13 protein-coding genes are annotated in these 13,261 nt (G+C 68.7%); 7 read left to right on the forward strand and 6 right to left on the reverse strand.

Features of this window, described 5'->3' with window-relative positions:
- Positions 1-83: 83 nt before the first annotated feature.
- From ACQ1W9_RS14525 to ACQ1W9_RS14535, 3 genes are all read right to left on the reverse strand, one after another.
- A complete protein-coding gene (locus tag ACQ1W9_RS14525) occupies positions 84-1,310 on the reverse strand; it encodes a glycosyl transferase (protein ID WP_431024011.1) in 1,227 nt (408 codons plus the stop codon).
- Positions 1,307-2,206 (reverse strand): HAD-IIB family hydrolase, encoded by a 900-nt coding sequence (locus ACQ1W9_RS14530; protein WP_431024012.1) that lies wholly within the window; start codon positions 2,204-2,206, stop codon positions 1,307-1,309. The genes ACQ1W9_RS14525 and ACQ1W9_RS14530 overlap by 4 nt, the downstream gene beginning before the upstream one ends.
- Positions 2,207-2,399: 193 nt before the next feature.
- Positions 2,400-2,930 (reverse strand): porin family protein, encoded by a 531-nt coding sequence (locus ACQ1W9_RS14535; RefSeq protein ID WP_431024013.1) that lies wholly within the window; start codon positions 2,928-2,930, stop codon positions 2,400-2,402.
- Positions 2,931-3,135: 205 nt separating this feature from the next.
- Between ACQ1W9_RS14535 and ACQ1W9_RS14540 the strand changes: the two genes are divergently transcribed.
- Complete coding sequence (locus tag ACQ1W9_RS14540) at positions 3,136-4,257, forward strand: alanine--glyoxylate aminotransferase family protein (RefSeq protein ID WP_431024014.1); 1,122 nt, start codon at positions 3,136-3,138, stop codon at positions 4,255-4,257.
- A 76-nt stretch (positions 4,258-4,333) separates the two neighbouring features.
- On the opposite strand, the gene ACQ1W9_RS14545 is transcribed toward ACQ1W9_RS14540, so the two are convergent.
- On the reverse strand, positions 4,334-5,014 hold the full coding sequence (locus tag ACQ1W9_RS14545) for a CBS domain-containing protein (protein WP_431024015.1): 681 nt from the start codon (positions 5,012-5,014) through the stop codon (positions 4,334-4,336).
- 227 nt (positions 5,015-5,241) lie between these two features.
- On the opposite strand from ACQ1W9_RS14545, the gene ACQ1W9_RS14550 reads away from it, so the two are divergent.
- Positions 5,242-5,844, forward strand: coding sequence for a class I SAM-dependent methyltransferase (locus tag ACQ1W9_RS14550; RefSeq protein ID WP_431024016.1), 603 nt, complete (start codon positions 5,242-5,244; stop codon positions 5,842-5,844).
- 39 nt (positions 5,845-5,883) lie between these two features.
- On the opposite strand, the gene gfa is transcribed toward ACQ1W9_RS14550, so the two are convergent.
- The gene (gene gfa / locus ACQ1W9_RS14555) at positions 5,884-6,462 is read right to left on the reverse strand and encodes an S-(hydroxymethyl)glutathione synthase (RefSeq protein ID WP_431024017.1); all 579 of its coding nucleotides are present in this window, start codon (positions 6,460-6,462) and stop codon (positions 5,884-5,886) included.
- A 55-nt stretch (positions 6,463-6,517) separates the two neighbouring features.
- Positions 6,518-7,528: a LacI family DNA-binding transcriptional regulator gene (locus ACQ1W9_RS14560; RefSeq protein ID WP_431024018.1), complete on the reverse strand. Its 1,011-nt coding sequence runs from the start codon at positions 7,526-7,528 to the stop codon at positions 6,518-6,520.
- 535 nt (positions 7,529-8,063) lie between these two features.
- Here ACQ1W9_RS14560 and rbsK point away from each other — a divergent pair.
- The 5 genes from rbsK to ACQ1W9_RS14585 are packed head-to-tail and all read left to right on the forward strand — an operon-like array spanning position 8,064 to position 13,230.
- Entirely contained in the window at positions 8,064-9,008 is a 945-nt protein-coding gene (gene rbsK / locus ACQ1W9_RS14565) for a ribokinase (RefSeq protein WP_431024019.1), read from the forward strand.
- A gap of 18 nt (positions 9,009-9,026) precedes the next feature.
- Positions 9,027-10,013, forward strand: a complete 987-nt coding sequence (locus ACQ1W9_RS14570; RefSeq protein ID WP_431024020.1) for a nucleoside hydrolase — start codon at positions 9,027-9,029, stop codon at positions 10,011-10,013.
- The gene (tal, locus tag ACQ1W9_RS14575; RefSeq protein WP_431024021.1) at positions 10,010-11,077 is read left to right on the forward strand and encodes a transaldolase; all 1,068 of its coding nucleotides are present in this window, start codon (positions 10,010-10,012) and stop codon (positions 11,075-11,077) included. The genes ACQ1W9_RS14570 and tal overlap by 4 nt, the downstream gene beginning before the upstream one ends.
- A gap of 28 nt (positions 11,078-11,105) precedes the next feature.
- Positions 11,106-11,921 carry an outer membrane protein OmpK gene (locus ACQ1W9_RS14580; protein ID WP_431024022.1) on the forward strand — a complete coding sequence of 272 codons (816 nt, stop codon included), beginning with the start codon at positions 11,106-11,108 and terminating at the stop codon, positions 11,919-11,921.
- Positions 11,922-11,964: 43 nt separating this feature from the next.
- On the forward strand, positions 11,965-13,230 hold the full coding sequence (locus ACQ1W9_RS14585; RefSeq protein WP_431024023.1) for a NupC/NupG family nucleoside CNT transporter: 1,266 nt from the start codon (positions 11,965-11,967) through the stop codon (positions 13,228-13,230).
- Positions 13,231-13,261 lie beyond the last annotated feature (31 nt).

The raw sequence follows: 13,261 nt of genomic DNA on the forward strand, positions 1-13,261 counted from the left end.
TTCGCGATTGGAAGCTTGAAGAAAACCTTGACACCTTCCCCCGGCGTAAAATCCAGGATGACTTCCAACTTCCAACTTATGGCTTATAGCTCCTCGGAGGGGGCGTTATCGGCCTCCACGGCGGCGTGGAGCCGCGCCGGCAGGTCTGGAATGGCCGCCCGTACGCGATTCCAGCTGGGGATAAAGGGGCGCTCCCGAGGGTTATCGAGGAAGGCGCTGCCGGCCTCGAGCAGGTTGGCGGCGAACAGCTCCACGGCGCGCTCCTCGGCGTGGCGGTCGAGACGCAGGCCGTTCATCTCGGCGTCGTGGGCATAGGATTCGATCAGGTCCAGGGCCAGCCGGTAGTAGGTGGCCTTGATCGTACGGAAGCCCTCGGCGCTGAAGGTCACCCCCTGGGTCGCCAGCTTGCGGTAGAGCGCCTTGGCGATATCCAGGCTCATGCGGTTGAGCCCAGAGGAGGCGTCCGCCTCGGAGACCGGCTGATGCTTGTGGTCGTAGGCGTCGGCCAGGTCCACCTGGCAGAGGCGCTTGGTGGAGTGATTGCGGTGCAGCTCGGAGAGCACGCCGATCTCCAGCCCCCAGTCGGCGGGGATACGCAGGGAGTCGAGCACCTCGGCGCGCATGGCGAACTCGCCGGAGAGCGGGTAGCGATAGCTGTCCAGGTACTCCAGGTAGGGCAAGGGGCCATGGATCCGCTTGAGGGCGCGCAGCAGCGGGGTGACCAGCAGTCGCGATACCCGGCCGTTGAGCTTGCCCTCGGCGAGGCGGGGGTAGTACCCCTTGCAGAACTCGTAGTTGAAGTGGGGGTGCGCCACCGGGTAGAACAGGCGTGCCAGCAGCCCGCGATCATAGGTGAGGATATCGCAGTCGTGCAGCCCCACCACGGCGCCACGGCCCGAGGCCTGCACGAAGCCGCTGCAGAACCACACATTGCGCCCCTTGCCGGGCAAGCGGGGCGAGAGCCCCTGGGCCTCCAGCTCGGCGTCCAAGGCCCGCAGCCGCGGGCCGTCGTTCCACAGGATACGATGGGGCTGGGGCAGGCGCGCGAAGAACTCCCGGGCGTGCAGGAACTGCTCGCGGTCGGCCCGATCCAGGCCGATCACCACCTCGGCCAGGTAGGGCACCCGGGCGAGTTCCTCGACGATCCCCGCCAGTGCCGGCCCCTCCAGCTCGGAGTAGAGCGACGGCAGGATCAGGCTCATCGGCCGGCGCCGGGAGAAATCGACCAGCTCGGCCTCCAGCGCCGCCACCGGGCGGCGGGTCAGGTTATGGAAGTCGGTGACGATGCCATTCTGGTAGAAGTCGCTCATGCCATCGCCTCCCCTTGCCCGGCCGGGTTGCTCAGGGCCGACTCGCCCCGGTGTCCGTCTCGCCCCCACCAGTGGGCCACCCCCTCGGCCCAGCCGGCGGGCCCGGCAACACGACTGCGATAGAGGGCCGGCTGGGCGGGGGCGACCGGCCGATCATGGTGCCCACGGATCAGTACCGCCTGGTCCACCGCCTCGAGCATGGGAATGTCATTGGGCCCGTCGCCCAGCGCCAGGGTCAGGGGTCGATGCCCTCTCAGGGCGGTATAGCGCCGCACCAGCCAGCGTACCGCCTCGCCCTTGTGGCAGGCGCCCGTCACATGCCAGAAGCGCCCGCCACGCACCAGCCGCAGGCCATCGCCGGCGAGGCCGTCGCGCAGGGCCTCGAGGCCGGCCTCGTCGCCTTGCCAGAGCAGTGGCTCGCTGCCCTCGCGCCGCCGCGCCAGCCGCGCCTCGGGTTCGCTGAGCCCGGTGCAGGCCACCAGCTCGTCGAGGGGCAGCTCGCTCAGGGGGGTAAAACGCGCGTCCAGGCGATGGCGCCAGATCGCCAGGCGCTGGCGGATAAAGCCGATATCCACCCCCAGCGACTTGATCACCAGGCCATCCGGGTCCGGATCGCGCTCCAGGCGCGCATGGCACCAGGCGGGAGGCAGGCCCACCAGGGCGCCATTCTCGGCCACGAAGGGGGCCTCCGCGAGACCCAAGGCACGGCGCAGCGGCAGCAGCTCGTGGCGGGTCTTGCTGGTCACCGGGATCACCGGTATGCCCAGGTGCTTGAGCCGCGTCAGCCAGGGGCGGGCCGGCGACCAGTCATAGTCGTGATGATCGAGCAGCGAGCCATCCAGATCGGTGAATAGCAGCCGAGACGGCGTATCCGGGAGCAAACGAATGGAGGACATGGCGACACCTGCATGGCAAGGATAGGGTTTACCCTGCAGGGCCCGTGCCAACCTCCCTTGTCCGGCCCCGCAGCCCAAGTCCCTGGGGGACTTTCCGCCCCTCCCCGGTCACCGCGGCCTTGCACCAGGATGGTGCTTCAGAAACGACGACGCCCCCGCCGAGGGCGGAGGCGTCAGTCGTGGCAGACAAGGGTTAGAACTGGTAACGCACGCCAACGCTGGCGGCATCGACATTGGCATCGGACTTGTCGAGGTAACGAATATAATCGGCCCCCACGGAGAGGTTGGGCGCGACTTCGAATTCGGCACCGGCCCCGTAGGAGAAGCCATCATCCCGGGCACTGCCGCCCGGCGAGAAATCGAAATCCACCTCGGAGTAGCCCAGCAGGCCATAGAGCCGGAACTCCTGGGAGATCGGCAGGATGCCCTTGGCGAAGCCGCCGACCAGATAGTCGAGCTCGGCCTCGACGCCCTGCACGGTATCGGAGCCTCCGGTGCCCAAGTGCCCCTCGACGGCGAAGTAGTCGTTCAACTGCACGCCGCCCCGCAGACGCAGGCCCACGTCATTGGCCGAGGAAGCCCCCTTGGGGTCGAGGTCCCAGAACATGACATCGCCCCCCACGTATCCCTGGGGATAGAAGCCATGCTGATTGGCCTGAGCCGTGGTAGCGAAGGCCCCTGCCGCCAGCAGGGCGGCGGCAGATGCGGCAACAAGAAATCTCATGACCACCTCCATTAAAGAACGGTGTTTTTTAACACCTCTTGGAGTGTGGCCCAGAGTTTCCCTGGGCGCAAATGAAATGTTTTCAGTGCCGGCCCCGACCGTCGGAAGCCGGGCTCCCCCCTCCGGCTCCCGGGCATCGGTACTAGCCGTTAGTCGGCGAAGCGAATATCCTGGCTAGCAGTCCCCATGAACCCAGGAGATAACGATGTCCGGCCTGCTGCCCGATGTGGATCCCGATGGTCTGCTGGAATACTCGGTGGTCTATACCGACCGTGCCCTCAACCATATGTCCCGCGCCTTCCAGACGGTGATGACCGACCTCTCCGCCACCCTCAAGCGGGTCTATGGCGCCGAGGCGGCGGTGATCGTGCCGGGGAGCGGCACCTTCGGCATGGAGTCGGTGGCCCGCCAGTTCGCCACCAATCAGGCGGTGATGGTGATCCGCAACGGCTGGTTCAGCTACCGCTGGAGCCAGATCTTCGCCATGGGCGATATCCCCTCCCGGGAGCTGGTGCACCAGGCCAGCCGCCAGGGTGAAGGCGCCCAGGCGCCCTTCGCGCCAGCGCCCATCGAGGAGGTGGAGGCCAGCATCGCCGCCGAACGCCCGGCGCTGGTCTTCGCCCCCCACGTGGAGACCGCCTCCGGCATGCTGCTGCCGGACGACTACCTCAAGCGCCTGGCCGACGCGGTGCATGGGGTGGGCGGCCTGCTGGTGCTGGACTGCATCGCCTCCGGTACCCTCTGGGTGGATATGCGGGCCACCGGCGTGGACGTGCTGATCAGCGCCCCCCAGAAGGGCTGGAGCGGCACCCCCTGCTGCGCCATGGTGATGCTCTCCGAGCGCGGCCGCGAGCGCCTGGAAGCCACCACCAGCAGCAGCTTCGCCATGGACCTGGGCAAATGGCATGCCATCATGCAGGCCTATGAACAGGGCGGCCATGCCTACCATGCCACCCTGCCCACCGATGGCCTGCGTCGCCTGCGCGATATCATGGAGGAGACCGAGCGGGTCGGCTTCGCGCGGGCGCGCGATGCCCAATGGGAGCTGGGTCGCCGGGTGCGTGAGCTGCTGGCCACCCGGGGCTTCGCCAGCGTGGCCGCCGAGGGCTTCGCCGCCCCCGGGGTGGTGGTGAGCTATACCGAGGATGCCGGCATCGCCGCCAAGTTCATGGCCGCCGGCCTGCAGGTGGCCGCCGGGGTGCCCCTGCAGTGCGGCGAAGGGGATGACTTCCAGACCTTCCGCATCGGCCTGTTCGGCCTCGACAAGCTGCTCGACGTGGAGCGCAGCGTCGCTACCCTGGCCGCGGCCCTGGAGCGGCTGGACTGATCGTCCTCTTCCGCGCCGGAATACGATGAAGGGGTGGCCTATGGCCACCCCTTCGTCATCTCGGCAAGCGGACCGATCACACGCGGCCCATGCCCTGGGGCAGCATGCCCAGGTTGTTCTCCACCCGCTTGACGCCGGGGATGTCTTCCGCCGCCACCTGGGCCGCCTTGCGCTGCTCATTACTGTCCACCAGGCCCCATAGCTGCACCTCGCCCTGCACCACGATGACATTGATCTGGCCCAGGCCCAGGGTCTCCTCCAGCTCCTTGTGGAGGCGATCGCGAATGGCCCGATCGTCCACGGTGGCGCCCTCCTCCAGTCCTGCCACCGAGAAGCCCCGCAGCAGGTTGGCACGGCTGACGATGCCCAGCAGGCGCCCACCCTCGGTGACCGGCACGCGCTTGATGCGATGCTTCTCCAGCAGCCGGGCGATATCGTCGATGGGCATGTCGCCGGCGACCTCGATCACCGGCGAGGTCATCACCTGCTCGGCGGTGCGGCCGTGGGACTTGATATAGTCCAGTGGGCTCGCCGGCGTCTCGAACAGGGCCCGCAGCCAGTGGCGGGGGCGCTCGCCACTGCCCTCGATACGACGCAGCAGGTCGCCCTCGCTGACGATGCCCAGGACCCGGTCGTCGCCATCCACCACCGGCACCGCGCTGATATGATTCTCCAGCAGCAACCGCGCCACCTCCTGCACCTGAGTCTCGGGAGCAACGGTGATGACATTGGGCGTCATGATATCCACGGCTTGCATAGCATTCCCTCGTTGACCAGTGACCGGGAGACCAGGAGCGGCCCCCGCGGCCTCGTTATTCTCTGAATGTAGCAGAGCGGCGACTGGCCAGACTTGATCCAGGACAAGACGGCCGGCCCGAGACGCGGCGGATCGGCGCCACAGGCCGGGATTTCACGGCGGATCGGCGCTAATTCCGCTGGGCTGCTAGAGTGGAGTCATACCCGCCCATCGCAGGAGAGACGCCCATGACGGTGCCCGACCGCCCCAGTCGCGTGCTAGCCCCTTCACGACGTGCCCAGCTCTCGCTGTTCGCCAGGAACTTCTTCAAACATCCCCGCATGCTGGGCTCCATCATCCCCAGTTCCCCCTTTCTGGTACGGCGCCTCCTCGATCAAGTGGGCTGGGAAGAGGCTCGGGTGGTGGTGGAGTACGGCCCCGGCGTGGGTACCATTACCCGGGAGATCCTGGCTCGGCTGGCCCCGGACGCTACCCTGCTGGCCCTGGAGACCAACCCGGATTTCGTTGCCTACCTGGGCGACTCGCTCCCCGACCCCCGCCTGCAGGTGGTGGCCGGCTCCGCCGAGACCATCCAGGCGGAGCTGAGCCGACTGGGCCTGCCGCCGGCGGACTATATCGTCGCCGGCATTCCCTTCAGCACCATGCCCGCCGACTGCCGCCGGCGTATCCTCAGCGACAGCCGCGAGGCGCTGGCCGACGGCGGGGCCATGCTGATCTACCAGTTCTCCCCCAAGGTGGGCGTCGACCTGAGGCGGCTCTTCTCGCAGGTGGAGAAGGGCTTCGAGCCGCTCAATATCCTGCCGGCCCATCTCTACACCTGCCACCGCTGACCGCGTCCCGTCGGGAGGGCTCCCGGCGGGACGCGGCGCTCAGGCGGCCTGCTCGCCCTTGGCCTTGGCGATATGGGTGGCGATGGCATCCATCAGGGTCGGCGACAGGCAGTCGTAGGGCTCCAGGTTGAGCTGGCGCAGGCGCTCGCGGATCACCGGCATGCGCCCCGGGTCGACACCCGATTCGATGATCGACGAGACGAAGGCGGCGAAGCCCGGCGGTGCCCAGCCGCCGTGGTGGGAGAGTTCCGGGTGGATAAAGTCGAGGCCATAGAAGGGGTGATCCTTCTGCTCGATACGCCCGAACAGGTGCACCCCGCAAGCGGTGCAGGCGTGGCGGCGAATCACCGCCTTGCGGTCGAGGATCTCGAGCTTCTCCGCATGCGCGATGACATGCACGCTGGCCCGGGGCACCACCGCCACCTGGGAGAACAAGGCCCCCTCCGGCTTCCAACACTTGGTGCAACCACACAGGTGGTTATGCTGGCACTGCTCATGGATGGCCACCACCACCTGGTTCTCCTTGCAGTGGCACAACAGGGTGCCCCCCTCGAAGTCCGGATCGGCCGGCGCGATGCCGTTATCCACCGCCGGATGCAGCTTGACGGTATCGTTCATGGTGACGCCTCCTCTAGGGGATCCCGGAAGGCGAAACCTTCCGGCGCGACACCTTTCAGTGTAGATCCGCCGGCGGCCCACACACCGAGTCGCGAATCACCCGCTGCGGCGGGATCCGCACATGCTCGGTGACCGCTGCCTTGGCGGCGATGGCCGCCGTCAACAACCGGCAGGCCTCGCGACACAGGAGGGTGGTCTGCTGACTCAGGGTGGTCAGGGAGGGGGTGAGCAGGCGGGCGATCTCGATATCGTCGTAGCCGATGATCGACAGCGTCTCGGGGACGCGCCAGCCGCGTCGCGTCGCCTCGCCGATGGCCCCCAGGGCCAGCAGGTCGTTGAAGGCGAACAGCGCCGTGGGGCGCCGCGGGCCATCGGTCAGCGCCTGGACGGCGGCCTCGCCGCCACTCACCTCGAGGTTGCCGGCATAGACCCAGGCCGGCTCGACCTCGAGCCCCGCCTCCTCCAGGGCGCGGCGAAAGCCCCGATAGCGCTGCCGGGACTGGTAGTGATCCGCGGGGCCGGTGATGCAACCGATGGCCCGGTGTCCCTGCTCGATCAGGTAGCGGGTGGCCAGATAGCCGCCCTGCTCGGAATCATCGACGACGCTGGCCAGCTCCGGGGCCTCGTTGTCCATCAGCACCACCGGGAAGGGGCAGGCGGTCAGCAGCGCCAGGAACTCCTCGGAGATCACCGACTCAAGCACCAGCAGGCCATCGATACGCTTGCCCTTGAGGGTTCGGATATAGCTGCGCTGCCTGTCGATATCGCGCCCGGAGTTGCACAGCATCAGGTTGAAGCCTGCCGCATAGAGGGCCGCCTCCACCCCGGAGACCACCTCGGCGAAGTAGGGGTTGGTGGAGCTGGTGACGATCATCCCGATGGTATGGGTGACATTCTTCTTCAGAGACTGGGCGGAACTGCTGGGGGTGTAATCGAGGCGCTCGATCGCCGCCATCACCCGGGCCCGGGTCTCGGGCTTGACGAAGCGGGTGCCGTTCACCACATGGGAGACGGTGGAGACCGAGACCCCCGCCGCCTTCGCCACATCGGTAATCGTCACCATCATCAGCCTCCGCCATTCCATTCGTTGATCACCACCGTTCCCGTGCCGCATCACCCGGGCCTGGCCCTCCTCCCGGTGCGCCCCGAGCTCGTCACGACGCTCAGAATACGCGATCCGGACCGCCATCGCCCAGCGGGACAAAAGATAACCCCTTGATTTGCTGACCAAGCGGCGTGCCGGAATCACCGGAGCTGCCCGTGTGGTGCCGCCGGTAGCGCCTTTCCAGGCTAGCGTATCGGGGCAAAGAAAACGATTGCGCAAACGTTTTTATTTGCCTAGGGTAGGCAAAAAACAACCACAAAGCCCAGAGGCAATCCCCGATGGCAACTCACTCGACACCCTCTTACGGCAGGCGCTCCTTCGGAAAGCGCCAGCGCTTTCCCCGCGACGCCCGGCCCCCGTGCCACGCCGCCCGACTCGACCCTTCCGGCGCGTTCTCTTCGGCATCTCCCCGATCCGGCCCTGCCGGCGGCCCGCGCCTGCCTGCCCATCGGACCCGGGGCTTCGTGTTTTCCAGCCAACTCCCAGGATCAAGACAGTGACACTCGCTACGCCCCTCACCCCCTCAAGCAGCGCCGCCCCCGAGGTGGTCGTCGTCGGTAGCCTGAACATGGACCTGGTGGTACGCACGCCACGCCACCCCGTCCCCGGCGAGACCCTGCTCGGTCACGGCTTCGCCACCACCCCCGGCGGCAAGGGCGCCAACCAGGCCGTGGCCGCGGCGCGCCTCGGCGCCACCACGGCGATGGTCGGCCGCCTCGGCGACGACGCCTATGGCCGCGCCCTGCGCGATAACCTGACCCGGGAAGGCATCCGCCACCAGGCCGTGCTCACCAGCCCCGCCGGGGCGACCGGCGTGGCCATGATCCAGGTCGATGACGCCAGCCAGAACAGCATCGTGGTGATCCCCGGCAGCAATGCCGAGCTCACGCCCGACGATGTGGAGGCCGCCGAGGCCCTGCTGGCCTCGGCCAAACTGGTGGTCTGCCAGTTGGAAGTGCCCCTGGAGACGGTACGCCACGCCTTGGAGCGCGCCCGCGCCCATGGCGCCACCACCCTGCTCAATGCCGCCCCGGCCATGGCGCTGCCCGGCGAACTGCTGGCCCTGGTCGACTGGCTGGTGGTCAACGAGAGCGAGGCCGAGGCCCTCGGCGGCTGCCCCGTGGCCGACCCCGACCAGGCGGCCCGGGCCATCGCGCGGCTCCAGGCCCTGGGCTGCCGCCGGGTGCTGATCACCCTGGGCGCCCAGGGCGTGGTGGCGGGCCTCGAGTCGGGGCTCCATCACGCCCCCGCCCGGCCGGTGGCGGCGGTGGATACCACCGGCGCTGGCGACACCTTCGTCGGCGCCTTCGCCGCGGCCCTGGCCCGCGGCGCCGAGGTGGCGACGGCGCTCCACGAAGGACAGGCCGCCGCCGCCATCGCCGTTACCCGCCCCGGGGCCCAGGCGGCGATCCCCTATCGCCACGAACTCCCCACCCGCTAACCCCAGAGGAGAACAACAATGCCTCCCGCCCCTGCCCACAAGGTGATCTTCGATACCGACCCGGGCGTCGACGACGCCATGGCGCTGCTCTTCCTGCATCGTCACCCGGCCATCGAGCTGCTCGGCATCACCACCGTGCACGGCAATGCCGACATCGACACCACCACCCGCAACGCCCGCTACCTGGCCGAGCGCTTCGCCATCGAGGCGCCCATCGCCCGCGGCGCCCGGGAGCCCCTGGCGATGGCCAAGTCGCCGCCGCCGGCCATGGTCCACGGCGACGACGGCCTGGGGAATGTCGGCCCGAGCTTCGCGCCGAGCCGCGAGCCGGACCCGCGTCCCGCCTACCGCTGGATCATCGATACCGTCCGCGCCCATCCCGGCGAGGTGACCCTGGTCGCGGTGGGGCCCCTGACCAACCTGGCCCTGGCCCTCAAGGAGGACCCGGCGATCGCCGAGCTGGTCAAGGCGGTGGTGATCATGGGCGGCGCCTTCGGCGTCGATGGCCAGGGCGGCAATGTCACCCCGGCCGCGGAGGCCAATATCCACGGCGACCCCCTGGCCGCCGACCTGGTCTTCACCGCCCCCTGGCCGGTCACCGCGGTGGGCCTGGACGTGACCCACAAGGTGTTGATGAGCAACGCCGACTTCGCCCGCCTGCGCGAGCGGGGCGGCGAGGCGGGCGCCTTTATGTGGCAGATCTCCCGCCACTACGTCGACTTCTACTCGGCGCGGGAGGCCATCGACGGCTGCTATGTCCACGACTCCAGCGCCGTGGCCTATGTCATCGACCCGAGCCTGTTCGAGGTGCGTCATGGGCCAGTGCGGGCGGTGACGACCGGCATCGCCATGGGCCAGACCCTGCAGCGCCCCGACGACCGGGACTTTCCCCCCGGCGACTGGGACGGCCTGCCCTCCCAGGGCGTCTGCGTGACGGTGGACGCCGAGCGCCTGCTGACCCTCTTCATGGAAACCTTTATCGACACCGAGGAGACCCCGTCATGAGTCGACTGAGTCGCATCGCCGACTTCGGCCAGCAGGTCTGGCTGGACCAGCTCTCCCGCCAGTTGCTACGCGGCGACCGGCTGCGCCGCCTGATCACGGAGGACGCCATCGCCGGGGTCACCTCCAATCCGGCGATCTTCCAGCAGGCCATCGCCGAAGACCCGCTCTATCGGGAGGACCTGGCCCGGCTGCGCGCCGCGGAGCCGGACCCGGAGCGGCGCTTCGAGACCCTGGTGCTGCCCGATATCCGCGAGGCCTGCGACCTGCTGCGCCCCCGCTTCGATGCCTCGGGGGGTGACAAGGGCTATGTCAGCTTCGAGGTCTCGCCGCGCCTGGCCCAGGACGCCGACGCTACCCTGGCCGAGGCCCGCCGGCTGTGGGCGGCCATCGACCGCCCCAACGCCATGATCAAGATCCCGGCGACCCGGGCCTGCCTGCCGGCGATCCGCGACGCCGTCGCCGCCGGGATCAACATCAACGTCACCCTGATCTTCTCGCCGCGCCAGCTCGACGCCGTCTTCGCCGCCTTCCGGGAGGGCCTGGCCGCCCGTCACGCCGCGGGGCTTCCGGTGGCCGGCCTGCGCGGCGTGGCCAGCGTCTTCCTCAGCCGGGTCGATGCCCGCCTCGATCCGCGCCTGGCGGAGGCCGCCCCGGCGCTGCGCGGCAGCATCGCCATCGCCTCGGCCAGGGCCGCCTATGCCCGTTGGCAGGCGCTCTTCGGCGGCGACGACTTCGCCGCCCTGGGCGCCGCCGGCGCCCGGCCGCCGAGCTGCCTGTGGGCCAGCACCGGCACCAAGGACCCGGCCTACTCCGACGTGCGCTACGTGGAGGAGCTGATCGGCCCCGACACCGTCAACACCGTGCCGGCGGCGACCCTCGAGGCCTTCGCCGACCACGGCGAGGCCGCCGAGACCCTGACCCGGGACCTCGACACCGCCCGCCGGCAGCTCGCCGAGCTGGCGGCGCTGGGCATCGACCTCGACGCCGAGGGCGACGCCCTGCAAGAGGAAGGCCTCGCGGCCTTCGACCGCGCCTTCGATGCCCTGCTCGAGCGAGTCGCCTGAGCCCTATCCCACTCACAAGGAGAACAAGATGCCCCTGTCCCTAGCTTCCCGTCGCCTGCTGCCGGCCCTGCTCGGCGGCGCCCTGCTGCTGCCCACCGGCCTCCAGGCCGACACCCTGACGCCGCTCTGGTCCTTCGCCAATGCCTCGCTCAACTACCTGGACTGGTCCGCCGGCACCGAGGCCCGTACCGCCGACAATGCCGCCAAGGGCGACTTCTTCTACTTGGAGCTGGAGGGCGGCGTCGGCTTCGAGTGGGGCGAGTTCTACGGCTTCGCCGACCTCGAGAACCCGGGCAACAGCCGCTTCGACGAGGCCAGCGGCGGCCAGGACAATCGCCGCACCGCCGCCAAGCTGACCTCGCATCTCTACCTGGGCGACTCGCCCTTCTCGCTCTATGCCCATGTCTATGACTTCCGCGACCCGGGCTTCAACAGCCGCGAGCAGGACCAGATCCTCGGCCTCGGCTATCGCCATACCTTCGCGGGTGGCCTGTGGATCAAGCCCTTCCTCGGCGCGGCCCGGGTGCAGAGCAGCGGCCATACCGGCATGAACGGCTATATGGCCGGCTGGGTCGCCGGCTACGACTTCCAAGCCTTTGACCAGGACTTCAGCCTCACCCAGTGGCACGAGCAGACCTTCGACCGGGACGACGCCTACCTCACCCAGAACTATGTCGGCGAGGCGGCCGGCTCCGTCGGCACCAATGGCGCGGTGAGCCTCTGGTGGCACCCCCACGAGCGGCTCACCACCGGGGTGCAGTACCGCTACGCCAACAACAAGCTGGGCACCCCCAACGCCTACCAGAACGCCATGATCTACACCCTCAAGTTCAACTTCCTGTAAGGGCGCCCCGCGCCCCGACAGCCCGGATCATGAAGGAACTCCAATGACAATCACCATGAGCCTGGTCGGCATGGCGAGCCTGATCGCCATCGCCCTGATCTTCTCCTCCCATCGCCGCGCCATCCGCCTGCGCACCGTGGGTGGCGCCTTCGCCATCCAGGCCGGTATCGGCGCCTTCGTCCTCTATGTGCCCGCCGGCCAGGCGATGCTCGCCGCCGTCTCCGCCGCCGTCAGTCAGGTGGTGCTGTATGCCAACGACGGCATCGACTTCCTGTTCGGCGGCCTGGCCGACCCCAGCGGGGTCGGCTTCGTGTTCGCCATCAAGGTGTTGCCGGTGATCGTCTTCTTCTCCTCGCTGATCGCCGTGCTCTATCACCTGGGCATCATGCAGTGGGTGATTCGCCTGCTGGGCGGTGCCCTGCAGCGGGTGCTGGGCACCTCGCGCACCGAGTCGCTGTCGGCCACCGCCAATATCTTCGTCGGCCAGACCGAGGCGCCCCTGGTGGTGCGCCCCTTTATCGCGCGGATGACCCCATCGCAGCTGTTCGCGGTGATGTGCGGCGGCCTGGCCTCGGTGGCCGGCTCGGTGCTGGCCGGCTATGCGGCGCTGGGCATTCCCATGGAGTACCTGGTGGCCGCCTCCTTTATGGCCGCCCCGGGCGGGCTCTTGTTCGCCAAGCTGATCCTGCCGGAGACCCAGGCGCCGGAGGACAGCGTCTCGGCTGTCGAGGCGCGCCTCGAGGCGGAGGAGGACCATCCCAGCAATGTGCTCGACGCCGCCGCGGCCGGAGCCACCTCGGGCCTCAAGCTGGCCGCCAATGTGGGCGCCATGCTGCTCGCCTTTATCGGCCTGATCGCCCTGATCAACGGCATGCTGGGCGGCCTGGGCGGCTGGCTGGGCATGGAGTCGCTGAGCCTGGAGCTGCTGCTCGGCTGGCTCTTCGCGCCGCTGGCCTTCCTGCTCGGTATCCCCTGGGAGGAGGCGACGCTGGCCGGCTCCTTCCTCGGCCAGAAACTGGTGGTCAACGAATTCGTGGCCTATATCAATCTGGCGCCCTATATCTCGGGTGAGCAGCTGGTGGCGGCCACCGGCGAGGCGATGACCCCCCATACGGTGGCGATCCTCTCCTTCGCCCTGTGCGGCTTCGCCAATCTGGCCTCGGTGGCCATCCTGCTGGGCGGCCTGGGCAGCATCGCCCCCAGCCGCCGCCACGATATCGCCCGTCTCGGCCTCAAGGCGGTGCTCGCCGGCACCCTCTCCAACCTGATGTCGGCCTCGATCGCCGGCTTCTTCCTGGCCCTGGCGTAGCCCCCAAGCGGGCCCCTGACGACACAAGGAG

Origin of the sequence: Halomonas sp. H5 (genome assembly GCF_050613175.1) — a bacterium.
In the GTDB taxonomy this organism is placed as follows: domain Bacteria; phylum Pseudomonadota; class Gammaproteobacteria; order Pseudomonadales; family Halomonadaceae; genus Bisbaumannia; species Bisbaumannia salifodinae.